Origin of the sequence: Rhodococcus sp. p52 (assembly GCF_000763325.2) — a bacterium.
Classification (GTDB): Bacteria; Actinomycetota; Actinomycetes; order Mycobacteriales; family Mycobacteriaceae; genus Rhodococcus; species Rhodococcus pyridinivorans.
This window is the reverse complement of the sequence record NZ_CP016819.1, coordinates 326,569-350,116: the sequence shown is the minus strand read 5'-3', so window position 1 is coordinate 350,116 and position 23,548 is coordinate 326,569. Positions and strand designations below refer to the sequence as shown.

The following is a 23,548-nucleotide window of genomic DNA, read 5'->3' as shown; positions in this document are numbered from 1 at the left end:
CACCTTCGGGTACCCCCGAGCGGGTCGCTCAATCGGGGAGGGGAGCGGGTCGCTCAATCGGGGAGGGGAGCGGGTCGCTCAATCGGAAGGGAGCGGGTCGCCCGAGCGGACTCGCTCGTGCACGGTGAGGAACAGGTGATCGAAACGGCCGCGGAACTCTTCGAGGAGCCCGGGGGTGGTCGAGATCTCGTGTACGAGCCGTTCGGCGAGTGACCGCAGCTTGAGGTTCGTCTCCTGGGAACGCCACGCCAGGATCTCGAACGCGCGCTCGGCCGGGATCGTGTATGCCAGCATGAGAGCGCCCTTGGCCTGTTCGATGACGGCGCGGGCGTCCGCCAGGGACGACATCGCCGCGTCGACCGCTGCCCGCAGGTCCTCTTCGAGAGCGTCGGTCAGGTCGAGATAGAACCCCGACGTGCCGAGAACCGAGCCGTCCTCGTCCACGATGCGATCACCGATCACGACGACATGTCTGATCGTGCCTCGGGTGTCGACGATCCGGTGCCGGCTGCTGAAGGGCTCACCCGTGGTACGGACGGAGGTGAGGAGCGTCGTGATGTCCTCCCTGTCGTCGGGGTGTTTGTGCCGGAGGACGAGTTCGGTCGTGGGTACGACGGTGCCGGGTTCGTAGCCGTGTATCCGGGCGACGGAAGCCGACCATTCCCACGAGTCGTCGGTCGACAGGTACCGGAAACTTCCGACGTGCCGGGAGACGTCGTCGGCGAGGATCCGGCTCAACGCTTCATCGACGGGCGGATCGGTCACAAGAGAAATTATGCCGGTACTCCTACGCGATGGTGCACACCCGGATGTACAGAGAGGTGCTGCGTCCGGTATGGCCGGATCATGTTCCTCGGTGCGTTTGTTCGATTTCCACCTCGGGTATTGCTACCCGGCCGGACGGTCCGGCGTGTGGGACGGATCGAGGTGAGATCGTGCGATTGTTGAGTCTCGTGGTCCTGGTCTGGTTGATCATCGGTGCGGTGGCGGCCGGTCAGCGGGGCTACTTCAGCGACTCGGACCAGAACTGCAGCAGTCTCGCGACGGTGGCGGTCACGGTGGTGGCCGGGCCGCTCAACTACGCGGGCGTCAATCCCCAGGTCGAGTGCGAGGTCCCGCAGCCGAGCCAGTAGGTCTGCACTTCTTCGGGCCTGCGGTTCTTCGAGGTTCGGGGCACGCGGGTCCCTCTCCGGTACGCGCCGGAGAGGGACCCGCGTGCCCTAGTTTTCCGCGGCAGCGACGTGCGCACCCGAGGTGTCCCGTAGATCCTCGAGGAAGGTGCGCGACCAGCGGGCGACGTCGTGCTCCATGACGTGCGCGTGCATGGTCTTCATGCGCCTCTTCCGTTCGGCCGGATCCTCCTCGATCGCCTCGACGATCGCGCGCTTGACGCCTTCGAGATCGTGCGGGTTGACGAGGAGGGCGCGACGGAGTTCCGCTGCCGCCCCGGCGAATTCGCTGAGAACCAGCGACCCGCTGCCGTCGCCGTGGCAGGCGATGTACTCCTTGGCGACGAGATTCATGCCGTCGCGCAGGGGAGTGACCAGCATGACGTCGGCACCGGTGTACATCGCGAGCAGCTCGTCGCGGTCGACCGAGGCGTGGAGGTAGTGGACGACAGGGGAGCCGAGCCGGGCGAACTCGCCGTTGATCCGTCCCACTTCGCGCTCCACCTGGTCCCGGAGCTGTGCGTATGCCGTCAAGCGCTCCCGGCTCGGCGTGGCCAACTGCACCATCACGACCTTCTCGGGATCGAGGGTGCCGTCGGCGAACAGCTCGTGCAGTGCCTCGAGCCGTACGTCGATGCCCTTGGTGTAGTCGAGACGGTCGACGCCGAGCAGCATGACCTCCGGATCGCCCAGATCCCTGCGGATCTCGGCGGCGCGCTCGCGAATGGCCTTGTCGCTGGAACGTTCCCGGAGCTGCGCGGAGTCGATGGAGATCGGGTAGGCGCCGACGCGGACCTGTCGATCGCCGAGATCGATGGTGCCGCCGGATGCGGTCCCGCGCGGTGCCGGGAGTCCGAAGAGCCGGTTGGCGAGGTAGAGGAAGTTCTGTGCCCCACCGGGGAGGTGGAAACCGACGAGATCGGCGCCGAGCAGACCGTCGACGATCGCCTTACGCCACGGCAACTGCAGGAACAGTTCGGTGGGCGGGAAAGGGATGTGGAGGAAGAAGCCGATGGTGACGTCGGGCCTGAGCTCGCGCAACATCCGGGGAACGAGCTGGAGCTGGTAGTCGTGCACCCACACCGTCGCCCCGGGGGCGGCGGCGCGGGCCGCGGCCTCGGCGAATCGCTGGTTGACCGCGCGATAGGTGCGCCACCAGCGTCGATCGAAGGTGGGTGGAACGAGCGCGTCGTGATAGAGCGGCCACAGGGTGTCGTTCGAGAAACCCTCGTAGTATTCCTCGACTTCCTGGGCGGACAGCTCCACCGGATACAGCGAGAGCCCGTCCTCCTCGAAGGGATCGACCGTCACGTCGGGAGTGCCGGGCCAGCCGACCCAGGCGCCACTGTTGGACCTCAGGACGGTCTCCATCGCGGTCACCAGGCCACCGGGGCTGCGTCGCCAGACCGGCGGGCCACCGTCGGTCGGCGTCTCGAGGTCCACCGGCAAACGGTTGGCGACCACGACGAAATCGTCGGAGTTCGGTTCGTTCATAATCCCGCCTTCGTGCAACTGCCTTACGGCGAACCAATCCCACATGTTCGAAATCGACTACTTCTTGTTATCAAGGCGGGTAGGGGGCCGCAAATTGCGTGCACCGCTGCGGGCCTTCGACCAGCAGTTCTCCGGAAAATCAGCTTTCGCTCGGCAGGGGAGCAGCCGGGTTGTCGAACATTTCGTCGATACGCTTCTTGATCTCCGCGGTACTGAATCGCACGCCCTGGTGGAGGGCTGCGGGCGGGAAGAAGGTGGCGCCGGAAACGGGGCTCTGCTCGAGCATCGTCGAGGTCCTTTCGGAAAACAGGCGGAGATGGACCGGGACCTTTGTGGTCGCGGTCGGTGAAGTGACGAGGATCGGCCTGCGTCGTGGCCCGAACGATTCAGCTCGCGGGGTTCGCCGCGAAGAGATCTATGAGTGCCTTGCAGAATGCCGGCAGGTCGCCGGGGTTGCGGCTCGAGGCCAGGGTGCGATCGACGACCACCTCTTGATCGACGACGTTTCCGCCGGCGTTGCGGATGTCGGTACGAACGCTCGGATACGACGTGAGGGTGCGGTCGCGCACCACGTCGGCCTCGACGAGCATCCACGGTCCGTGGCAGATCACGCCGACCGGGCGCCCGGAGGTGACGAACTCCCGCACGAACGACACGGCCTTGTCGTCCTGGCGCAGCTGATCGGGATTCGTGGTTCCACCGGGAAGCACCAGGCCGTCGAAGTCGCCGGGGGAGACCTCCGAGACGAGGTGATCGACGGTGTATTTCCCTGCGGCGTTGACGTCCTTCTCCATTGCCTGGATCTCGCCCTGCTCGATCGAGACGAGTCGGACCGTGGCGCCCTCGTCCTCGAGAGCTTTACGCGGCTCGACGAACTCGACCTCCTCGACTCCGTTCGTCGCGAGAATTGCGATGGTCAGTCCGGACAGTCGTGCCCCATCGGCGGAATTCATGTTCGTGTGTCCTTTCTCGGCTGCTGTCGGAATTACCCGGCTCGGATGGTGTGAAACGCGGGCTCTCACGCCTTTTTCCACCCTCGGCGTCACCTGGGGGAAAGGTTGCCGGTCGCGGGCCCCTCCAGCAGAGTGCCGTCGGCAGTGAATCGGGAGCCGTGCAGCGGGCAGTCCCACGACGACTCCGCGTCGTTCCACCGCAGGATTCCGCCGAGGTGCGGGCAGACCGCGCTCACGCGGTGCGTCCGGCCGTCGACCGTGGACACGCCGACGGGACGTCCGCAACTGCGTACCACCCGTCCCTGTCCTTCTTCCGGCTTTGATCCGGAGGACGTCGCGGCCTGCAACCAGCCCTTGGCCATGTGCAATGCGACGGTGGCATTGAGTTTGGCTGCGGTGGGAATGCCGGTCACCAGTTCGGTGCGCCATGCCGCCATGGCGGGCGCCCACGCCTCGACCTCGGGATCCGGCGACTCCGAGAACCGGGACGCGATGATGTGCGCCGCCGCGCCCCCGCCGGTCATGCCCCACTTGCCGAAGCCGGTCGCCACCCAGATCCGGTCGGCACCGGGCAGGACGGGCCCGACCTCGGGGAGGCTGTCCATGTTCGTGTAGTCCTGCGCCGACCACCGGTACAGTTCGTGGGCGCCGGGGAAGGTCCGTTGACTCCATCGCAGCAGGTCGTCGTATGCGGAGCGGGTCGAATCGTGCCGGCCGACGACGTGTCCGTTGCCGCCGACGAGCAGTAGTCGATCCGCCGACGAGGACGTTCCCGCCGCAGAGGCGGTGCGGAGCGACCGGGTGGGACTGTCCGCGGACAAGAACATCCCTTCCGGCGGGCCACCGGGCACTTCGACGGCGATGGAGTACGAGCGGTCGGGTTCCATCCTGGCGAAGAATGCACCGCGGTCCAGGATGGGGATGCCGGTTGCAAGTACGACGCGATCTGCACGGATGTTGCCGTCGTCGGTGCGGACGATGCATCCTGCGTCCTCGGTGTCCACGGTCTTCACGCGCCGCCCGACGAACACTTCGGCGCCGCACGCACGCGCCCGGTCGACCGCCGTGAACAGAATGGGCATGGGATCGACCTGCACCTGGTCGGGAATCGTGACTGCCGCGGCCACGCCGAAGGGCAGCGGGATCTCACCGACCCTCTCGGCCGGTAACCCGGCGGCGCGACAGTGGTGGTATTCCGCGTCGATCATGCTCACGTTCGACGGATCCTGCGCGTAGGTATAGGCGTCCGCACGGTCGAAGTCGAGTCCGTGCCGCGTGCAGAAATCGACCACCCATCGTTGTGCCGCGAGGGTGCCGTCGACATATCCCTGACGGATCGTACCGGAATGTCTGCGGCCGATCTGCGACAGGCGTGTGCCCTGCAGGACGCTGACCTTGCCGGTGGTGTTCCCGGTGGTCACCGCCCCGATGTCCCGGGCTTCGAGCACCGCAACGCGCAGTCCCCTCTCAGCGAGGAGCAGCGCCGTCACGGTGCCCGTGATCCCGGCGCCGACGACCACGATGTCGTAGCGCTCCCGGCGGGCCGTCCAGTCGTCGTACGTCGCGATGTGCGGGGCGCGATCCCGCCAGAGGGACACCGTGGTCTCGGTAGGCATATGCGCTGGTTACCTCCCCGGCCGGACCGGTAAACGGGGCGCTGCGGGAGCCTCTCGCATCGTTGTTTCCGGTTCGTGATCCGAACCGGGTGTTTCGATGCCGGACAGGTGTGGGTAAACCGCAGTACCACGTCGCGTAAGGCGAAATAAATCAACCGGTTTCGTGGGTGTCCCACGGGAGGTTCCAGTGCTGTCTTCTGAGATCGACGATTTCGGTGGAGGTGAGGGCGTCAGCCGCACCCACCGAGGTGGAAGCGTGCGCTCCCGAGTCGTTCGGGGCGCGGTACGCGCACTCGCGAAGCCGGTCGTCGGGGCATGGATGGCCCGGCCCGACCTCGCGTGGCCACTGTCGGTCGTCGACGGCGCTGCGTCCCTCCTCCCCAAGCCCTCCGGAGCCCAGTACGTGGACGTCGACCTGGGCGCGTGCAGTGCAGAGTGGATCCGCGCGGAAGGACGATCGACCAAGCGCGCGGTGCTGTACCTGCACGGCGGCGCTTTCCTGATGTGCGGACTCAACACTCACCGTTCGCTCGCCGTGAGCCTGTCGGATCGCGCCGACGGCGCGGTTCTCAGCGTCGACTACCGGATGCTGCCGAACGCTCCCATCGCACACGCGGTGGACGACGCGGTACGCGGCTACGAGTGGTTGTGCGAGAAGGGTTATCGGGGAGAGGACATCGTCATCGCCGGCGATTCCGCCGGGGGATACCTGTCGTTCATGACGGCCCTGGCCATCGCGGAATCCGATCTGCCCCGCCCCGCCGGCATCGTCGCGCTGTCGCCGCTCGTCGACCTCGATTCGGATCGCCGCGCCGAACACGACATGCAGGCGGCCTGCCCCATGTTCCCCGGATCGGCCGTGCAGTCGCTCGTGTGCTACATCGAGGGCACCCACACGCGTCTGACCGTCGACGGGGAGCCCGGACCGCTGATGTGCCCGCTGGACAACGACCTCAGTGTGCTGCCGCCGGTGATGATCCACGCCGGTCACGACGAATTGTTGCGCAGCGACGCCGAATCCATGGCACGGGCCGTGCGGGAGGCCGGGGTCAGCTGCGACCTGCACCTGTGGCGACACCAGGTGCACGCGTTTCCGATATTCGCCGACAGTCTTCCCGAGAGCCGGCGCGCGCTCGCCGAGGCCGGCAGGTTCGTGCAGTCCGTGACGGACACGGCCGGTCGCGCCGAACGGTCCGTCGTCACGCCGATCTCCCGCTACGTCTCGAATTCCGCCGTGGCCTGATAACCGCAGTGTCCTGAGAACTACAGTGCCCTGAGAATCGCAGGGAACGATATCTTTTCACGGCCGGGACCGCTCGGTCGCGGCGTCCGCGACCGAGCGGGATCCGAACCTACGACTGCGCACTGTCCGAATGGGCGAACTCCAGGGTGTCGAGATCGGTGTCCGCCACCTCGAAGGGCATCGTCAGCACGGTCGCGGTGGCCCATCCCTGGCAGACGAGAACGGCGTCGCTGTCGTGGGATTCGTCGAGTTCGACGGCCCGGAAGGTGATGGGCAGGGCGCGGGAGATGTCGCCGTCGTCCTCGACCTCCCCGATCTCGGCCTGGACGGCACCGAACTCCGCCAGCGGGGCACTGCGCAGTCCGCGCAACTCGTGGACGGGTATGTCGGGGATGTTGACGTTGAGAACCGCACCCGGACGGCTGTGTTCGACCGCCCACTCGAGAGCGTGACGGGCCACCAGTTCGGCGGTCTCCCATTGCGACGGAGCCGTCCCGTTGAGGGACAACGCGACCGCGCGGGCGCCGTGGCTGGCCGCGGTCAGGGCCGCGCCCACCGTTCCCGAATGCAGGATCGCGTGACCGGTGTTGGGGCCCAGATTGATCCCGGCCAACACGATGTCGGGTGCCGTCCCGAACGCGCCGTACGAGGCGAGGAAGGTGATCAACGCCGGAGATGCTTCCACCGCATAGGATTCCACCTCGGGCAGGTCGTCGAGCGGGCGACGGCTGAGCAGGAGTTTTCCTTCGTCCTGGAGAGCGGTCAAGGATGCACTGGCGCCGCTGCGCTCGACATGGGGCGCCGCGACCTGCACGTCGAATCCCGCCTCGACCGCGAGACGGGCGAGCAGGGCGAGACCGGGACTGTCGATGCCGTCGTCGTTGACGATCAGTGCTTTCATGAACGCTTCCCCTTCACCTTCCGGACCTCCACCTTCTCGGCCATCTTCTCCACAGCGCCACGATGCCCCGTCGCCAGACCGCGGCGCGTGACGTTGACCGCACCTGCTGCGGCGCCGAGACGCAGCGCGTCCTCGAACTTCGCGCCCGCGGCGTAGGCCGACGCGATGCCGGCGGTCATCGAATCTCCGGCACCGTGGTGGTCCACGGTCTGCACCGAGGGTGCCTCCACCTCCCAGATGGTTCCGTTGTCCAGTGCGATCGCCGGATCGCCGGCGCGGGAGATCACCACCGAGGCGGCACCTTCGTCGTGGAGACGGTGCAAGGCCTCGATGAGATCGTCGAGATCCTCGGACTTCGCGCGACCGTCCTCGATGAGATCCTCGTGGCTCACCTTCAGCACGGTCACCCCGCCTTCGAGGGCCGCACCGAGGGTGGGGCCGGACAGATCGGCGACGACCGGGATGCCGAGGGCTCCCAGATCGGCGCACAGGCGCGTGTACACCTCGCTCGGTACGGCGTCGTCGTTGTGCGGTCCGCCCAGCATCGCGACCTTCGCGCACATCGCGGACGCCAGCGACGCGCTGAACAGATCGTCGGTCTCGTGACGGGTGAGTGCCGGCGGGGCGATCTCCACGATCTCCTTCCGTTCGCCCTCGCGCCGGTCGTGGATGTAGGAACCGTTGGGTGATGCGGTCTCCACGGCATGCACCGTCACGCCTTCGCGGTTGATCATGTCGACGAGGATCGTGCCGGACTCGCCGCCGAACGGTCCGCACAGGTGCACGTCCATTCCCAGGGTCGCCGCCATGCGGCCGATCCAGAATCCCTGCCCGCCGGGATGGACGTGCAGTTCGGTGCTTCCGTCGGGTGCCTTCTCGAGGGTTACCGTGAGGAGCGGGGACGGCGCGAAGACGAAGGCGTACGGGTTGGAGGAGGGGATGTTCTCGGCTTCCATGCCCGCCCGGATACCCCCTCCGAACAGCGATGACACCCGGCGTCGTGTGACACCTGCGGAAGCGGGGTATGCGTCTGCCGCAAGCTAGCTGTCGTCCAGAGGATGAGGAGCGGGCATGGCCAGGATCGCGACGATCGAGACTTCGGTGGCACCGGCGCGTGTATGGGAGATCCTCGCCGACGGCTGGCGGTACGCGGCATGGGTGGTGGGTGCGTCGCGCATCCGGGCCGTCGACCCCGCCTGGCCGCAACGGGACACCCGGATCCATCATTCGGTGGGTCTGTGGCCTCTCCTGCTCGACGACCACACCGAGGTCAGCGAGGTGGTGCCCGAACGGCAACTGGTGCTGCGCGCACGTGCCTGGCTGTTCGGCAAGGCCGAGATCGCGATCTCGCTCGAACCCACCCACGACGGCGGCACCCGCATCACGATGGCCGAACACGTCGTCGAAGGACCGTACGCCCTCGTCCCCGATCGCGTACAGGAGGAAATGGTGTTGCCACGGAACCAGGAATGCCTGAGACGGTTGGTGCTGCTGGCCGAAGGCGCCACCGAATGAGCGACGCGACGGTCGATGCGGTTGTCATCGGCGCCGGACCCAACGGTCTGACCGCCGCCGCGGTGCTCGCCGACGCCGGATGGGACGTCCTCGTACTGGAGGAACAACCCGAACCCGGTGGAGCGGTGCGCAGCGCAGAACTTCACCCGGGATACTGCGCCGATCTGTTCAGCGCGTTCTATCCGCTCGGTGTGGCCTCACCGGCCTTCCAAGCCCTCGATCTCGCGTCGCACGGCCTCCGCTGGGCGCGTTCCCCGAAGGCCTTCGGTCACCCGCTGGGCCCCGACGACGAGGACGCGATCGTCGTCTCTCCGGATCCGACCGACACGGCGGCCGACCTCGAGCGTCGCTACGTCGGTGACGGGGAAGCGTGGCTGGCGCTGTTCGACCAGTGGAAGCAGGTACGCGGCGCGCTTCTCGAACTGCTCCTCGGTCCGTTCCCGCCGGTCCGGGGTTCCGTGGACCTGCTGCGCACCATGAAGACGGGAGATCTGCTGCGCTACGCGCGCATGCTCGCGCTGCCCGTCACCCGGATGTCGTCCGAGTTGTTCGGCGGTTCGGCGGCGCGGCTGCTGCTCCTGGGCAATGCCATGCATGCCGACACACCGCCCGAGGCGCCCGGCAGCGGCGTGATGGGTTACATGCTCACGATGCTCGCGCAGGACGTCGGATTCCCCGCGCCGGTCGGCGGCGCGGGAGCGCTCACCGACGCGCTGGTCCGGCGCGGCGCCGCAGCGGGTGCCCAGCTGCGGTGCGACTCGCCGGTCGTCGGCGTGGAGGTGCAGGGCGGGAAGGTCTCCGCAGTCCGGATCGCCGGTGGCGAGCGGGTGAAGGTGCGACATGCCGTCCTCGCCGATACCTCGGCCCCGGCCCTGTACACGCGGCTCCTCCCGGCCGACGCCGTCGGGTCACGGGTACTCGACGACCTGCGCAAGTTCGAATGGGACACCCCGGTCGTGAAGGTGAACTACGCGCTCGACGGCCGCGTGCCGTGGCGTTCGCCCTCGTTGAGCGGGGCCGGCACGGTGCACGTCGGTGCCGATACGGACGCGATGATCCGGTGGTCGGCCGATCTGTCCACCGGGGTCGTCCCCGAGTCGCCCTTCCTCCTCTTCGGGCAGATGACCACCACCGACACGACGCGGTCGCCCGAGGGAACCGAAAGCTGCTGGGCATACACACATCTGCCGCGGGGCATCACCGACGACGCGTCCGCCGACCACCTCGCCGAACGCGTCGACGCGCAACTCGAGGCCTACGCACCGGGTTTCGGTGCACGCGTGGTCGGCCGGCACGTCCAGCGACCCGGCGACCTCGAAGCGGCCGACGCAAATCTCGTCGGCGGCGCCGTCAACGGTGGAACCGCGCAGGTCCACCAGCAGTTGTTCCTGCGGCCCACTCCCGGTTTCGGTGGACCGCGGACCCCGGTCGAAGGGGTGTATCTCGCCAGCTCGGGTGCGCATCCGGGCGGGGGAGTCCACGGCATGGGTGGCTGGAACGCCGCTCACGCCGCACTCGCGGACGGCAAACGCACCGCTCCGGTGACCCGACGCGTGCGAAATGCCGCTCGCCGGGTGCTGTTCTCGTGATTGCTGGACCTCCCACGCGGAACGGTGGCGTGTTTCACACGGAAGTCGCGCGGGTATCCGCCCGCGAACGGACGGATCCGGGTTTTCGGCCCGGGGTGGTGGAGATGCCGTCGAACTCGAGATACCGAGGTGGTGTGACGTGACAGCTTCCCTGGCGCTGGACGGATCGGATTCGCCGCGGGTATGGCGTCTTCCGGGGGTGTACCGCCCCCAAGAGGATTCGTATCTGCTCGCAGGCGCGCTTGCGGACGCAGGCGGTACGAAGGGTGCGAAGGTGCTCGACTTCTGCACCGGGACAGGGTTTCTGGCGGTGAACGCCGCCATGCTCGGTGCTTCGTCGGTGACGGCCTTCGACATCGACCCGCGAGCCGTGTTCAGCGCCCGCGTCAACGCGTGGTCGCGCCGGCTGCCGATCCGTGCCCGGCAGGGAGGCCTGGACGAGGCGTTGCGCCACGGTCCGTTCGACATCGTCTTGTCGAATCCGCCGTACGTTCCGTGCGACGGGGAGAACCGCGACCCGCGCTGGGATGCCGGCGCCGACGGACGCTGCGTGCTCGATCCGTTGTGCGACAGCCTGCCCACCCTGCTCACGCCCGGCGGATTCGCGCTGATCGTGCACTCCGAGTTCACCGGTGTGGAGGCGACACTGTCCCGGCTGCGTGAGGCGGACCTCAAGGCATCCGTCGTCGCCCGCAGCCGTATCCCCTTCGGACCGGTCCTTCGCAACCGCACGGACTATCTGTACTCGTCGCAGCTGGCGGAGCCCGGGGCACTGACCGAGGAGGTGGTCGTCGTCCGCGCCGACCGCCCCCGCACGAGGAGTTGAGAACGTGAGCAAGGCACCGAAGATCACGCAGCTCACCGCCGACGGAGAGTGCGAAGCACGGGTCGTGCGGCAGGTGAGGGGCGGTCCCACCCTCGTCGAGGGCCCGGTGCGGATCGTCGAGGACGACGGCGCCGAGACGGTCTCGGACCGTTTCGTGGTGGCCGTGTGCCGGTGTCACCGCAGCGCGCTGTACCCCCTCTGCGACACCAGCCATCGCGCACTCCGTACGCCGAAGGCGGCGGCGCGCACCGACACCTAGGCATCGAACCAACCTTCCGGTCCGGGCCGGTCCCTGCACAGGGGCCGGCCCGGACGTCGTTCCGGGACCCCGGGCCGCCGGTCGGCCTGTCGTATCGGGGCGGGGTCGTAAGGGTCCGGAAACGACGGATCCCGGGGGCCGTGAGCACCCGGGATCCGCAGTTCTGCCTCGTGCCGGACGTCTCCTTCCGGCACGGACGATCGACATGGGGTCAGTACCAGTGCGCGCGTCCGCCGATCGCCCGGCCCGTCGCGCCCAAGATCGCAAGGATCACGCCGATCACCAGAAGTATCACTCCGAGTGTGGTGAGGATCGAGATACCGGTGAAGAACCCCACCACCAACAGAATCAGACCCAGAATGATCATTGTCGCCACCTCAGATGTCATGACCGAAACCTGGAAGCCTCGGTGCCCGGCGATCGAATAACCGGGTTGGTCCGTTTCCAAACGTTTGTGACTCGCCTGATCCGGACAAATTCATTCGACGCAGGTCACGGGACGTCCGGTGCGCCCGGATGTTTGGATTCCACCGTGCCTCGGGTATTCGCCTTCCGACACACCCGAGAGCATTCCGGAGGAAGAATATGTCGAACTCGAGCTATACGGTTCCCGGTCTGAGCGATGCCGACGGCTCGCGCACCGCGAAGATTCTCCAGGAGCGCCTGAGTGCCTACAACGACCTGCACCTCACGCTGAAGCACATCCACTGGAACGTCGTCGGTCCGAACTTCATCGGCGTCCACGAGATGATCGACCCGCAGGTCGAGCTCGTGCGCGGATACGCGGACGAGGTCGCCGAGCGGATCGCCGCGCTCGGTGCGTCGCCCAAGGGCACGCCGGGCGCCATCGAGAAGAACCGCACGTGGGACGACTACTCGGTCGGCCGCGACACCGCGCAGGCGCACCTCGCTGCGCTGGACCTCGTCTACGACGGCATCATCACCGACAACCGCAAGGCGATCGACGAGGTCGGCAAGCTCGACCCGATCACCGAGGACGTCCTGATCGGCCAGACCGGCCAGCTGGAGAAGTTCCAGTGGTTCGTCCGCGCCCACCTCGAGAATGCTGCCGGTATTCTCCCGAACGCCGATGCGCAGACGGAGAAGGACGCAGCGGAATCGGCCCGCTGACCGGGACATTCGGACGATACCGACGATGCCGATGGCTCCCACGCCCCGAACCGGTCTGCCACGACGCATCGTCGTCACCGGAGCGAGCGGAAATGTCGGCACGGCGCTCCTGCGCAGGCTGGCCGCTCACCCCGCAGAACTCGATATCGTCGCGATCGCGCGCCGGATTCCCCCGGCGCGCGATCCGTATGCGGCGGCGAAATGGTGCGCCGTGGACCTCGGGGCTCCCGACGCCGCCCGGGTCCTGACTCCGATCTTCGCGGAGGCCGACGCCGTTGTGCACCTGGCCTGGGGATTCCAGCCCTCGCACCGTCGCGACTATCTCCGGCGGGTGGCGGTGGACGGCACCCGCGCCGTCATGACGGCCGCCGCCGACGCCGGTGTCGCGCACGTGATCCACATGTCCTCCGCCGCCGTGTACTCCGAGGGCGCCTACCGTCGGGAGGTCGACGAGTCGTGGGCCCGCGAAGGCGTGCCCACCTGTGTCTACAGCGTCGACAAGGTTGCGGCGGAGACATTCCTCGACGACTTCGAGTCCGGCACGAACGTGCCCGTCCTCACCCGTTTCCGCCCGGGATTCATCGGGCAGCTCGTCTCCGGCTCGGGCCTCGAACGCTACGTGCTGCCCGAGTTCGTGCCCGCCGGCATCACGAACCATCTGCCGTTGATCCCGATCGATCACACGCTCACGATTCCCGCCGTGCACTCCGACGATGTGGCGGACGCGCTGGTCGCAGCGCTCGAGCGACGGGTGCCCGGTCCGTTCAACCTGGGTGCACCGACCCCGGTGGGAGCGCGGGACTTCGCCGCTCCGTTCGACTGCCCGACGATTCCGGTGCCGCGATGGGGTCTGTCGGCGCTCGCCGAAGCGACCTGGCGCCTACGGTTGCAACCGGTGCAGGGCGGATGGATCGACCTCGCCTACACCTGCCCGATGCTCGACTGCAGAAGGGCCCGCGAGGAACTCGGATGGTCGCCGAAGTACGACGGTCCCGAGGTGTGGTCCGAGACGGTGCGCGGCATGCGCAGCGCGACGGGCACCGACAGCCCCGTCCTCTCTCCGCGCAGCGCGCGCGAACGACTCGCCGCGCTCGTCGAACGCGGGCCCATCGGCCGGCGGATACCGCCGTAACACTCTCGGCCGTAACGCTCTCCTGCGCAGAACCATCCGCCGCCCTCCGTCGTCTCCTGCTGGGCCGTGGAGGGCGGGTTCGTGGAGGGCTGGTTTCGTGGAGGGCCGGATGCGGTATCCACCACCATGACGAAACCATCGAATCGAGCTCACGCTCCCACCACTGCGTCCCGAGCTTCGGGCTGGGTCGGATACGCCTGCATCCTCGCGGGGATCGCTGTCGTCGCTCTCGTCCTCTACGCGGCGGGCGACGGATTCGAGGGATGGGTGATCGTCGGAGCCATCGCTGCCGCCGTGCTCATCGTCGTCGGCGTGGTGATGTCCGCGCTCAACCTCCGTCGACGCCGCCTCCGCGGGTCCGGTGGCACCCCCACACACGAACCCGGCCTGATCGACTGAGCCGGGACCCCGGCACCGACGAGTGGAGCCCCGGGACGCACTGTCCCGGGGCTCCACTCGCTGACTCGTACCCGAGTGTCAGGCCGGTGCCTCCGCCGACGTGAGGAGCGAGCTGTGACCGGCGGTCCAGCTGCCCAGCAGATGGCTTCCGAGCCGGCCCTCGAGGAACTCGATGGCCTGCGCACCGAACGAGATGTCCTGCGCCCGAGCCGGATCCTGTTCGATCATGTAACCCACCACGTCGTGCCGCAGGACGAGTTCGTGGACGGCGTCGGCCTCGATGTGCTCGGAGTAGAAGAGGACGCACGCGTCGTCGGCGCCCAGACGCTCGAGAGCCTCGACCATGCGGCGGGCGCTGGGGGCGGTGGTGATCTCGGCCGCGGCGAACATCCCGACCAGCATCGGCGTATATGCGCGGTGCAGACCGCACAACGACATGAAGTTCACCGTTGCAAGGGTGACGGCGGGAACGACGTCGAGATAGCCCAGATAGTCGTCCTTCAGGCCGGCGGCGAGCAGCAGGTCGGCGAACAACCGCGAGTGCATGCGCTCGGCCCGACCTCCGCCGTACTCGTCGAACTCGACGGCGACCAGCGCGGCTTTGGCGCGACCGGACAGTCGCGGGATCGCGAGGGCGTGCGGGTCCGCTTCCTTGAGGTGGTAGATCGAGCGATGCACGAAGAACTCGCGCATCATCTCCCACGTGCCGTTCGCGGCGAGCTCGTGGGAGACACCCCACGAGTCGTCCGGCTCGCGGCACAGGTCCTCGAGGACACCCTGCGGATCGTCGGAAGCCGGGACGTCGGCGCGCAGCCGATCGAGGAAGATGCGCTCGAGACGCGCCCGGACCCCGAGCGGGCCCGGTGCCCATTCCCAGGCCGGATCGACGCCCGCGAACCCGCGGTAGTGGAGCTCGTAGAGAACGGCCAGGGCGAGTTGGACGTCCTCGCCGTAGGCATCCGCGCCGTCGGTCGCGACGTCCCACACGGCATCGTCCACCGGGCCACCGAGTCGCTCGACGATCTCGGCGGAGATGGGTCCGCGGGGCGTGGGTAGCGGAGCGTCGTGCACGTCGCACATCCGGGTCTCATGAGCCATACGCCGGGGTTACCCTCTCGGAGCAGTGCAGAAACGACCCGTCGGTCGGTGCAGAAACGACCCGTCGGTCGGTGCGGACCGGGGAAACGGGCGTGAATATCGGTGCAGCCTGTGGGTATCCGGCGGCCATGAGCGAGGACCGCGAACGAGAACCACACACCATCGACTATCCCGGTGAGACCGACGAGATGGCCGAGCGCCCCGCCGACGAGATGCGCGGTTACGTCGGCCGCGGGTTGCTGTCCGGCCGCAAGGCCCTCGTCACGGGCGGCGACTCCGGCATCGGACGGGCGGTCGCCGTCGCCTTCGCGAAGGAGGGTGCCGACGTCGCGATCGCGTACCTCGAGGAACACCGCGACGCCGAACACACCGCCGACCTGGTGCGACGCGAGGGCCGCACATGCCACGTGATCGCGGGCGACCTCGGCGACGCGCAGCACTGCCGGGCGGTGGTGGCCGAGACGGTCGAGCAACTCGGTGGCCTCGACATCCTCGTCAACAATGCCGGCACCCAGCAGCCCGTCGACGATTTCGCCGAGTTGAGCGAGGAGCAGTGGCGCCACACCTTCGCCGTGAACATCGACAGCTTCTTCCACGTGACGAAGGCGGCCCTGCCGCATCTGACGCCGGGCGGTTCCGTCATCAACACCGCGTCGGTCAACGGTCTGCGCGGCAACAAGACGCTCATCGACTACTCGGCGACCAAGGGCGCGGTGATCGCCCTGACCTACTCGCTCGCGCAGGCACTGCAGGACAGGCAGATCCGCGTGAACTGCGTGGCGCCCGGACCGGTGTGGACACCGTTGATCCCGGCGACGATGGACGCGGAGAAGGTCTCCGAGTTCGGGCAACAGGCCCCTTTCGGCCGCGCCGCGCAGCCCGACGAGATCGCCCCGTCCTACGTCTTCTTCGCATCGGAGACGATGTCGTCGTACTACAGCGGTGAGGTACTCGCCCCGCTCGGCGGCGAGACCATGCCGGGCTGACCGGGTGAGCCGGTAGAGAGCAAGAACGGTCGGGCGGCGGCCGGGGTCTGCGCGCGACACTGAACGCATGACCTTCGGCCGTGACCGACTGCGGGAACTGCTCGACGCCGTTCTCGACGAGAACAACGCAACCCTCGAACGGATGGCGCAGCACGCCTACGCGTCGCAGTGGCACTTCAGCCGCACCTTCGCGGTGGGCACCGGCGAGTCGCCGGTGGCGTTGCGGCGCCGGGTGATGCTCGAGCGTGCCGCCTGGCAACTGCGTCACGGCAGTTCGGTCACCGATGCGGCGTTCGCCGCCGGCTACGACAGCGTCGAAGGGTTCGCCCGGGCCTTCGTCCGTGCCTACGGATATCCGCCCAGCGAGGCCGCCCGGGTGCTCGGCACCGGCCGTAGGGATCCCGGGGCGCCTGCGCCCGTCGATCACTGGTTGCCCGCCCCCAACGGCGTACATTTCCATCCGCCCACCAATCTCTGGGTCGAGGAGGACGGAGAGCGGTCCACCGCGCCCGACTACCCGGCCGCCGAGGTCCTCGCGCAGATGGTGCAGCACGACCTCGCGGACACCCGCTATCTCCTCGAGCGCGCCACCGAGCTCGACGACGACGAGCGCGACCGGATCAGGTTCCCCGGACTGGTGGTCCTCGAATGGGACGGTCCCGAGGAATCCGTCTCACGTGTGCTCGGCAACCTGGTACGTGCCAAGGAGATGTGGTTGGCCTCGATGGCCGGCGCTGACCACCCCGAGGATTCTGACAACGGGATCGACTCTCTGACAGTGCGTTTCGAGGACGTTGCTCCGCGCTGGGTGGAGACGATCCGCGACATCCATCGCCGCGGCGCCTGGGGCGACGTGCTCATCGACGCCCTGTGCGACCCTCCCGAGAGCTTCGTCCTCGGGGGAGTGGTCGCCCACGTCCTCACCTTCGCCGCACACCGCCGTCAACTCGCGCGGCACATGATGCGGGCGGTCGGGCTCGACGTCGATCACGGAGATCCACTCGACTGGAACAGGAGCAGCTCATGACCCGGATGATCTACTACACCGCAAGCACACTGGACGGCTTCCTCGCCACCGAGGACCATTCGCTCGACTGGTTGCTCACCCGGGAGTCCGGTGACGGCGGGCCGTTCGACTACGAGAAGTTCATCGCCGGTATCGGCGCCATCGTCATGGGATCGTCCACCTACCGCTGGGTGCTCGACCATGCAGGCGAGGACAAGTGGGAGTACGACCTGCCCTGCTGGGTGTTCACGCATCACGACGACCTGCCCGTCGCCCGGGCAGGCGACGAACCCGGCGACATCCGCTTCACGCAGAAGGACGTCCGTCAGGTCTACGACGAGATGGCCGAGGCCGCGAACGGCCGCGACCTGTGGATGGTGGGCGGCGGTGATCTCGCCGGACAGTTCGCCGAGCGCGGTCTGCTCGACGAGCTCGTCGTCTCCTTCGCGCCGGTGACCATCGGTTCCGGCCGTCCGTTGCTCCCGCTACACGTGGAGATGCGCCTCACCGAGCTCGGGCAGAGCGGCGAGTTCGCCGTCCTCCGCTACGAGGTGCTGAAGGAATCCACCGGTCGGTTGTGATGCGAGTCACGTGCAGGTACCGTCGGCATCGAGAGGGACACACCTCGTCCGAGGAGGCCGGTCGTGAAACTCAATCTGTTCGTAGCCTGGAGCGCCTATGCGCTCGCACTCGCCTCGATCCTGATGATCGCCCTGACGATCGTCGCCGCGGGGTACGGATTCTCGGGCTGGGCGCTCGTCGCGGCGCTCGGCGCTGTCGTCGCACTCGGCGCGGCATTCGGCATGATGGCCGGAACCGTGCGCCGAGACCACAGACGGCACTACGACACCCCGCATCTGTTCTGAGGGTGATACCTGACGCGAGTCGGTGAAAGCCGACTCGCATCACTCACACGACATCACGACTCTGCGAGTCTGTGACATCACGACTCTGCGAGTCTGTGACATCACGACTCTGCGAGTCGGCGCTTCTCCGTTTCGATGTCGAAAGTCGGCTCCGGCCAATCGAGGTCGAGACGTTCGAACGCGTCGATGAGCAGTTCCGTCACCGCGAGGCGGCTGTACCACTTGCGGTCGCACGGTACGACGTACCAGGGCGCCTCGTCGGTGCTGGTCCGATCCAGCACGTCCTGATAGGCCTGCTGGTACTGCGGCCACAGGGCGCGCTCCGAGACATCGCTCGGGTCGTACTTCCAGTGCTTGTCGCGGCGCTCGAGGCGCTCGGCGAGGCGCTTCTTCTGCTCGTCCAACGAGACGAACATCGCGACCTTCACGATGGTCGTGCCCTCCCGGACGACTTCGCTCTCGAACCGGTTGATCTCGTCGTAGCGTCCGCGCCAGACATTCTCCGGCACCAGTGATCTCACCCGCGCGACCAGCACATCCTCGTAGTGCGACCGGTCGAAGACGCCGAGCTGACCGTTGCGGGGGAGGGCCTTCGCGATCCGCCACAGGAAGTGGTGCCGCTTCTCCTCCTCCGTCGGCACCCCGAAGGCCTTATGGTCGACGCCCTGCGGGTCGATTTGGCCGACGACGTGACGCACCATGCCGCCCTTCCCGGCGGTGTCCATGCCCTGCAGGATCAGCAGCACCGAGCGGGTGCCGCCGGTCCGCCCCTCGGCGAACAGCATCTCCTGCAGATCGGAGAGGATGGCACCACGTTCGGCGAACAGACGTTCGCCGAGCGCCTTGTCGCCGTCGAATCCCGGGGTGCCGTTCGTGTCGATGTCGGCGACGCGGGTCTCGGGCGTCGCCCGGAGGGCTTCGACGATCGATGCGGGCCGGAAGACGTCGTCCTTCGTCATCCCGCCAGCGTGTCACACGCAGGCGTCATCGGGCGTGTGCCACACGCAGTCGTGATCAGGCGGGATCGACACCGTCGGTCTCGGTTGGCAGAGGGTAGGGCGGTCGCGAGATGCCGTCGACCATGTGGCTGCCCCACAGGTCGACCTCCGAGATGCGGGCGGTCGCGGTCTCGGGGGCGTCGGGCACCGTAATCGTCACGGTGGTGCCGGGGGCGGGCGAGGCGTCTGCTCCGAGGGTCTCGGCGAGCCTGCGGAGCCGGCCGCGCCACACATGCCGGCCGAGCAGGGGGTCGAACCGTCCGGAGATCTCGACGTCGACGGCGACCGTGCGGTTGCCCACGGTGACCTCGGCGGGACCGCGGTAGCCGGGATCGTCCTCGTCGTGCAGGTCGTCGGCGTGGTCGCTCATGTCCGCACTATACATGCAACTTCGAGTAACAGTAAAGGTGTCGATCAGGGAGTGGTCGACGACTCCGGCAGGAGTGGATGCGGTTGCGACTTGAAGCGCACCGGAGATCCGGCGACTCCGGCGATGCCGTTCATGCCGCCCCAGATCATCATCGTCAGATAATCGATCAGGTCCTCGGCGGTCATCGACTTGTTCGAGATCCACCAGTGCGTCGCGAGCTGGATGCCGCCGACGATTCCGTACGCCCACGGCACGGCACCACCCGAATCCATCTCGAGCAGCCGCAGCCGTTCCCCGAGGACGGTAGCGACGAGCTCGGCGATCATCCGCTCCGAATCGGCCACCACGTCGCGCCCCGCCGACGCGCTGTTGCTCATCACGTACAGATAGAGCTCGGGATCGTCGGCGACGGTCTCGACGTAGGCGGTGATCGCCTCCCGGGTGAGCTCGTACTCGTCGAGATCCTCCGCGACCGCCGCGTAGATCCGGGGAGCGAGGACCGTCTCGACGTACCGCAGCATCGTCGCGGTCGTCAGGTCGCTCTTGTCGGTGAAGTAGCGGTAGAGCACCGTCTTCGACACGCCGATCTCGGCGGCGATCTCGTCCATGCCGATCTCGTGGCCGCGGGAGCGGATCGCGTTGATGGTGCCGTCCACGAGCTCTTCCCGGCGGGCGATCTTGTGCTCGTGCCAGCGCCGTTTGCGGCCGTCCTGCTTCACGGGCGGGGCGGCCTCGCTCGAGGTCGTGGTCGAAGTCGTCTGCGGTCTGCTGGACACTGTGTGGCACATCCGTTCGGTTTCGATCGTCGGCTCAGTCTACGATCCGGCCCCCCGTCCTTCAGAACTCGAGGGCGATCCGTCCGCCGAGTGCCGACTTTCGGCACAATCGATCGGGTGCAGCTCCTGACGACCGACGACGAGATCAAACGCCGAGAACTCCGCCGTATGAAGGCGGTCGCGACCGGCTTCCTCGTCGCCGCCGCGATCATCTATCTCTTCTGTCGCTGGCAGGAAACCCGCGGCGCCGGCGCATGGGTGGGTTACGTGCGCGCGGCTTCCGAGGCCGGCATGGTCGGCGCGCTCGCCGACTGGTTCGCCGTGACCGCCCTGTTCCGGCACCCACTACGGATACCCATCCCGCACACGGCGATCATCAAGCGGAAGAAGGACCAGCTCGGCGCCAACCTGAGCTCGTTCGTCGGAAACAACTTCCTCGCACCCGAGGTGGTGTCGGCCAAGGTCGAGTCGGCGCAGATCCCGCTGCGGGTCGGTACCTGGCTCGCCGAACCCGAGAACGCCCAGCGTGTGGCCAAGGAGACGTCGACGGTCCTGCGCGGCGTGGTCGGAATCCTGCGCGAGGACGACATCCAGCAGATCATCGACCACACCATCGTCAAGCGGATCGCCGAACCGGAATGGGGACCGCCCATCGGGCGTGTCCTCACCGAACTCCTCGCCGAGAACCGCCACCTGCCGCTCGTCGACATGCTCGCCGAACGCGCGCACCAGTGGGCGCTCGGGAGTCAGGAGACCATCGACCGCGTGATCAGCCGCGACTCGCCGTCGTGGTCGCCGAAGTTCGTCGACCTGCTGCTCGGCGAGAAGATCCACCGCGAACTCGTGGAGTTCACGTGGAAGGTGCGGTCGAATCCCGATCACGAGGTGCGGCTCGCGGGCAACAAGTTCCTCGCCGACTACGCCCGCGACCTGCAAAGCGATCCCGTGACCATCGCCAAGGCGGAGAAGGTCAAGGCCGAGATCATGGGCCGCGACGAGATCACCGGGCTCGCCGCGGCGACCTGGCGGACGGCCAAGCGGATGATCCTCGACTCGGTGGACGACCCGAACAGCACCCTGCGCACGAAGATCGCGGAGAACGTCATGGCGTTCGGCATCCGGGTGCGTGAGGACGCCGAGCTGCGCACCAAGATCGACGGTTGGTTGCTCGACGCGGTGCGTTTCGTCGCGTCCAACTACGCCGACGAGATCACCTCCGTCATCCGCGAGACGGTCGAGCGCTGGGACGCCGAGGAGGCCAGCCGCAAGATCGAACTCGCCGTGGGTCGCGACCTGCAGTTCATTCGCATCAACGGCACGGTGGTCGGCTCACTCGCCGGGTTGACGATCTACACGGTCTCGGAGTTGCTGTTCGCGTGACGACGGTCACGTGCTAGCAAGGTGCTTGCTGTAGCTAGCACTTGTCCGTAGACTGGTCGGTGTGTCCACGGAACCAGATCCGATCGAGGGCTCGGACACGCCGGACGACAGCGCCGGACCGGGGGATATCGCCGTTCGGGTGGTCAACAACGCCGCCCAGGACATCGGTGCCTTCATTCGGTCGCAGCGCGAGGCTGCGCAGGTGTCGCTCCGCCAGTTGTCGCAACTGGCCGGTGTCAGCAACCCGTACCTGAGCCAGATCGAACGGGGCCTGCGCAAGCCGTCCGCGGAAGTGCTCGCCCAGATCGCCAAGGGGTTGCGGCTCTCGGCCGAGGTTCTCTACGTGCGAGCGGGGATCCTCGAGCATCGAGCGGAGAGCGCCGTGCGCGACGCGGTGCTCGTCGACACCGTTCTCACCGAGCGGCAGAAGCAGGTCCTGCTCGACATCTACGACTCGTTCTGCCGAGAGAACCAGCAGAACACCGGCGAGGCCCGGCCCGACCATCCGACAGACTTCGACGAGGAGAAAACTCCATGACCGATCCCACCAACATCCGTACCTCCCTCTACGCCGCGGTCGGTGCCGGCGACGCCGTCGTCCAGGCCGTCGCCGACCTCGTGGCCCAGGCGCGCCGACGTGCGGAGACCAACCGCACCGAGGTGGCCGAGCGAGTCGAGACCGCCCGCGACCGCTTCGCGACCCTGCCCGCCGATCTCACCGAGACCGTCGAGTCCCTCCGCGAGCGTCTCGCCGAACTCCCGGCCGAGCTGCCCGAGGAGATCGCGGAGCTGCGCGAGCGCTTCGGCACCGAGGAGCTGCGCAAGGTCGCCGAGGCGTACCTGAAGGTCGCCTCCGACCTCTACACCGCACTCGCCGAGCGCGGTGAGGAGACCATCGAGCGTCTGCGCTCCCAGCCGGCCCTCGAGGACGGCCTCGGTCGCGCCGAAGCCGTGCTCGGCGACGCCGCCGACCTCACCGAGGAAGCCCTCGGGACGGTGGCCCGCCGGACCCGCGAGGTCGGCGAGCAGGCCGCTAAGCTCGCGGGTCGCGCGGCCGGCCGCATCTCCGAGACGAGCGACGAGGTGAGCGAGGCCGTGTCCGACGCCGGCGACAAGGCCGCCGAGCGCGTCGTCGAGCTCGGTGAGCGTGCCGAAGAGACGGGCTCCGAGACCGCCGGACGGGTCGAGTCGGCCCGCGGCGAGGTCCGCGAAGCGGCCGACAAGGCTGCGGAGAAGGTCGAGTCGGTGGCCACCCCGGTCGAGCCGGTCGAGGTCACCCCGGCCAAGGCTCCGGCCAAGAAGACTCCCGCCAAGGCTCCGGCGAAGGCCCCGGCCAAGACGGTTGCCAAGACGCCCGCCGCCAAGGCTCCGGCCAAGACCGCCGCCAAGACCCCGGCGAAGAAGACCCCTGCCAAGAAGGCGGCTCCGCGCAAGACCAGCGGTTCCTGACCTGCAGTGATCGATCGGCCCTCGTGCGAACTCGCACGAGGGCCGATTCTCGTAGACTGGTGTGGTGACCAATGTCGATTCACTTGCCGGTCTGATCATCCTCGCGCTGCAGATCATCGCCATCGCCGGGGCGGGATTCGCGCTGTTCCACGTCGTGCGTCAGCCCGCCGAGGCGTTTCCGGCCGTCGACAAGCTGACCAAGCCCGTCTGGCTCGGCATCCTCGTGGCCGCGTTGCTCGTCCTCGTCGTCTTCGGCGCGGTGGGTCTGCTCGGGATCATCGCGGTCGTCGCCGTGTGCGTGTACCTCGTGGACGTCCGTCCGCGGGTCGAGGAGGTCCAGCGCCCTCGGTGGTAGGGGGTCGGGCCTCCCTTTCGCTTGACAAGTGTGATCC

Annotated in this window: 29 protein-coding genes; 17 read left to right on the top strand and 12 right to left on the bottom strand. The window is 67.7% G+C overall.

Features of this window, described 5'->3' with window-relative positions; all coding sequences use genetic code 11:
* Window positions 1-78: 78 nt before the first annotated feature.
* Complete coding sequence (locus tag IM25_RS01530) at window positions 79-765, bottom strand: PAS and ANTAR domain-containing protein (RefSeq protein ID WP_231911927.1); 687 nt, start codon at window positions 763-765, stop codon at window positions 79-81.
* A 167-nt stretch (window positions 766-932) separates the two neighbouring features.
* Between IM25_RS01530 and IM25_RS01525 the strand changes: the two genes are divergently transcribed.
* Window positions 933-1,133, top strand: a complete 201-nt coding sequence (locus IM25_RS01525) for a hypothetical protein (RefSeq protein ID WP_033096357.1) — start codon at window positions 933-935, stop codon at window positions 1,131-1,133.
* 87 nt (window positions 1,134-1,220) lie between these two features.
* Here the strand turns inward: IM25_RS01525 and IM25_RS01520 are convergent, their stop codons facing one another.
* The 4 genes from IM25_RS01520 to IM25_RS01510 all read right to left on the bottom strand — a co-directional run bounded on the left by IM25_RS01520 (window position 1,221) and on the right by IM25_RS01510 (window position 5,232).
* Window positions 1,221-2,663 (bottom strand): alpha,alpha-trehalose-phosphate synthase (UDP-forming), encoded by a 1,443-nt coding sequence (locus IM25_RS01520; RefSeq protein ID WP_033096137.1) that lies wholly within the window; start codon window positions 2,661-2,663, stop codon window positions 1,221-1,223.
* A 139-nt stretch (window positions 2,664-2,802) separates the two neighbouring features.
* Window positions 2,803-2,949 (bottom strand): hypothetical protein, encoded by a 147-nt coding sequence (locus IM25_RS26335; RefSeq protein WP_019291152.1) that lies wholly within the window; start codon window positions 2,947-2,949, stop codon window positions 2,803-2,805.
* A 100-nt stretch (window positions 2,950-3,049) separates the two neighbouring features.
* Window positions 3,050-3,616, bottom strand: a complete 567-nt coding sequence (locus IM25_RS01515; RefSeq protein WP_065995680.1) for a type 1 glutamine amidotransferase domain-containing protein — start codon at window positions 3,614-3,616, stop codon at window positions 3,050-3,052.
* Window positions 3,617-3,705: 89 nt separating this feature from the next.
* Window positions 3,706-5,232, bottom strand: coding sequence for an FAD-dependent oxidoreductase (locus tag IM25_RS01510; protein ID WP_065995679.1), 1,527 nt, complete (start codon window positions 5,230-5,232; stop codon window positions 3,706-3,708).
* A 256-nt stretch (window positions 5,233-5,488) separates the two neighbouring features.
* On the opposite strand from IM25_RS01510, the gene IM25_RS01505 reads away from it, so the two are divergent.
* Window positions 5,489-6,475: an alpha/beta hydrolase gene (locus tag IM25_RS01505; RefSeq protein ID WP_231911928.1), complete on the top strand. Its 987-nt coding sequence runs from the start codon at window positions 5,489-5,491 to the stop codon at window positions 6,473-6,475.
* Window positions 6,476-6,584: 109 nt separating this feature from the next.
* On the opposite strand, the gene surE is transcribed toward IM25_RS01505, so the two are convergent.
* Both surE and IM25_RS01495 read right to left on the bottom strand, forming a co-directional pair.
* Entirely contained in the window at window positions 6,585-7,376 is a 792-nt protein-coding gene (gene surE / locus IM25_RS01500; protein ID WP_019291156.1) for a 5'/3'-nucleotidase SurE, read from the bottom strand.
* Complete coding sequence (locus tag IM25_RS01495; RefSeq protein WP_065995678.1) at window positions 7,373-8,332, bottom strand: 1-phosphofructokinase family hexose kinase; 960 nt, start codon at window positions 8,330-8,332, stop codon at window positions 7,373-7,375. Before IM25_RS01495 ends, surE begins: the two co-directional genes overlap by 4 nt.
* A gap of 115 nt (window positions 8,333-8,447) precedes the next feature.
* Between IM25_RS01495 and IM25_RS01490 the strand changes: the two genes are divergently transcribed.
* From IM25_RS01490 to IM25_RS01475, 4 genes are all read left to right on the top strand, one after another.
* Complete coding sequence (locus tag IM25_RS01490; protein WP_006553563.1) at window positions 8,448-8,891, top strand: SRPBCC family protein; 444 nt, start codon at window positions 8,448-8,450, stop codon at window positions 8,889-8,891.
* Entirely contained in the window at window positions 8,888-10,480 is a 1,593-nt protein-coding gene (locus IM25_RS01485; RefSeq protein ID WP_019291158.1) for a phytoene desaturase family protein, read from the top strand. The genes IM25_RS01490 and IM25_RS01485 overlap by 4 nt, the downstream gene beginning before the upstream one ends.
* A gap of 199 nt (window positions 10,481-10,679) precedes the next feature.
* A complete protein-coding gene (locus IM25_RS01480) occupies window positions 10,680-11,306 on the top strand; it encodes a HemK2/MTQ2 family protein methyltransferase (protein ID WP_006553561.1) in 627 nt (208 codons plus the stop codon).
* Window positions 11,307-11,310: 4 nt separating this feature from the next.
* On the top strand, window positions 11,311-11,565 hold the full coding sequence (locus IM25_RS01475; RefSeq protein ID WP_019291160.1) for a CDGSH iron-sulfur domain-containing protein: 255 nt from the start codon (window positions 11,311-11,313) through the stop codon (window positions 11,563-11,565).
* 211 nt (window positions 11,566-11,776) lie between these two features.
* On the opposite strand, the gene IM25_RS26330 is transcribed toward IM25_RS01475, so the two are convergent.
* On the bottom strand, window positions 11,777-11,932 hold the full coding sequence (locus IM25_RS26330) for a DUF6131 family protein (RefSeq protein WP_006552398.1): 156 nt from the start codon (window positions 11,930-11,932) through the stop codon (window positions 11,777-11,779).
* A gap of 218 nt (window positions 11,933-12,150) precedes the next feature.
* Here IM25_RS26330 and IM25_RS01470 point away from each other — a divergent pair, with 218 nt between their 5' ends.
* From IM25_RS01470 to IM25_RS01460, 3 genes are all read left to right on the top strand, one after another.
* A complete protein-coding gene (locus IM25_RS01470; protein WP_006552397.1) occupies window positions 12,151-12,696 on the top strand; it encodes a Dps family protein in 546 nt (181 codons plus the stop codon).
* Between the two features lie 25 nt (window positions 12,697-12,721).
* Complete coding sequence (locus IM25_RS01465; protein ID WP_033096135.1) at window positions 12,722-13,828, top strand: NAD-dependent epimerase/dehydratase family protein; 1,107 nt, start codon at window positions 12,722-12,724, stop codon at window positions 13,826-13,828.
* A 126-nt stretch (window positions 13,829-13,954) separates the two neighbouring features.
* Window positions 13,955-14,227 carry a hypothetical protein gene (locus IM25_RS01460; protein WP_006552395.1) on the top strand — a complete coding sequence of 91 codons (273 nt, stop codon included), beginning with the start codon at window positions 13,955-13,957 and terminating at the stop codon, window positions 14,225-14,227.
* Window positions 14,228-14,305: 78 nt separating this feature from the next.
* Here the strand turns inward: IM25_RS01460 and IM25_RS01455 are convergent, their stop codons facing one another.
* On the bottom strand, window positions 14,306-15,325 hold the full coding sequence (locus tag IM25_RS01455; protein ID WP_082920948.1) for an iron-containing redox enzyme family protein: 1,020 nt from the start codon (window positions 15,323-15,325) through the stop codon (window positions 14,306-14,308).
* 128 nt (window positions 15,326-15,453) lie between these two features.
* Between IM25_RS01455 and IM25_RS01450 the strand changes: the two genes are divergently transcribed.
* From IM25_RS01450 to IM25_RS01435, 4 genes are all read left to right on the top strand, one after another.
* A complete protein-coding gene (locus tag IM25_RS01450) occupies window positions 15,454-16,311 on the top strand; it encodes an SDR family oxidoreductase (RefSeq protein ID WP_019291163.1) in 858 nt (285 codons plus the stop codon).
* Window positions 16,312-16,378: 67 nt separating this feature from the next.
* A complete protein-coding gene (locus IM25_RS01445; protein WP_033096133.1) occupies window positions 16,379-17,338 on the top strand; it encodes a helix-turn-helix transcriptional regulator in 960 nt (319 codons plus the stop codon).
* The gene (locus IM25_RS01440; RefSeq protein ID WP_019291165.1) at window positions 17,335-17,898 is read left to right on the top strand and encodes a dihydrofolate reductase family protein; all 564 of its coding nucleotides are present in this window, start codon (window positions 17,335-17,337) and stop codon (window positions 17,896-17,898) included. Before IM25_RS01445 ends, IM25_RS01440 begins: the two co-directional genes overlap by 4 nt.
* Window positions 17,899-17,961: 63 nt before the next feature.
* Window positions 17,962-18,183 carry a hypothetical protein gene (locus IM25_RS01435; RefSeq protein WP_006552390.1) on the top strand — a complete coding sequence of 74 codons (222 nt, stop codon included), beginning with the start codon at window positions 17,962-17,964 and terminating at the stop codon, window positions 18,181-18,183.
* A 101-nt stretch (window positions 18,184-18,284) separates the two neighbouring features.
* Here IM25_RS01435 and IM25_RS01430 read toward each other — a convergent pair whose 3' ends face one another.
* Genes IM25_RS01430 through IM25_RS01420 form a run of 3 tightly spaced genes read right to left on the bottom strand, consistent with a single transcriptional unit; the run spans window position 18,285 to window position 20,339 of the window.
* Window positions 18,285-19,142, bottom strand: coding sequence for a polyphosphate kinase 2 family protein (locus tag IM25_RS01430; protein WP_019291166.1), 858 nt, complete (start codon window positions 19,140-19,142; stop codon window positions 18,285-18,287).
* Window positions 19,143-19,197: 55 nt separating this feature from the next.
* Window positions 19,198-19,551 carry a DUF4873 domain-containing protein gene (locus IM25_RS01425; protein WP_019291167.1) on the bottom strand — a complete coding sequence of 118 codons (354 nt, stop codon included), beginning with the start codon at window positions 19,549-19,551 and terminating at the stop codon, window positions 19,198-19,200.
* 44 nt (window positions 19,552-19,595) lie between these two features.
* Window positions 19,596-20,339, bottom strand: coding sequence for a TetR/AcrR family transcriptional regulator (locus tag IM25_RS01420; protein ID WP_033096132.1), 744 nt, complete (start codon window positions 20,337-20,339; stop codon window positions 19,596-19,598).
* A gap of 156 nt (window positions 20,340-20,495) precedes the next feature.
* Between IM25_RS01420 and IM25_RS01415 the strand changes: the two genes are divergently transcribed.
* The 4 genes from IM25_RS01415 to IM25_RS01400 all read left to right on the top strand — a co-directional run bounded on the left by IM25_RS01415 (window position 20,496) and on the right by IM25_RS01400 (window position 23,511).
* Window positions 20,496-21,707 (top strand): DUF445 domain-containing protein, encoded by a 1,212-nt coding sequence (locus IM25_RS01415; RefSeq protein ID WP_442971923.1) that lies wholly within the window; start codon window positions 20,496-20,498, stop codon window positions 21,705-21,707.
* 61 nt (window positions 21,708-21,768) lie between these two features.
* Window positions 21,769-22,245: a helix-turn-helix domain-containing protein gene (locus IM25_RS01410; RefSeq protein ID WP_006552384.1), complete on the top strand. Its 477-nt coding sequence runs from the start codon at window positions 21,769-21,771 to the stop codon at window positions 22,243-22,245.
* The gene (locus tag IM25_RS01405; protein ID WP_019291170.1) at window positions 22,242-23,156 is read left to right on the top strand and encodes a hypothetical protein; all 915 of its coding nucleotides are present in this window, start codon (window positions 22,242-22,244) and stop codon (window positions 23,154-23,156) included. Before IM25_RS01410 ends, IM25_RS01405 begins: the two co-directional genes overlap by 4 nt.
* A gap of 64 nt (window positions 23,157-23,220) precedes the next feature.
* Window positions 23,221-23,511, top strand: coding sequence for a DUF2516 family protein (locus IM25_RS01400; RefSeq protein ID WP_024101750.1), 291 nt, complete (start codon window positions 23,221-23,223; stop codon window positions 23,509-23,511).
* Window positions 23,512-23,548 lie beyond the last annotated feature (37 nt).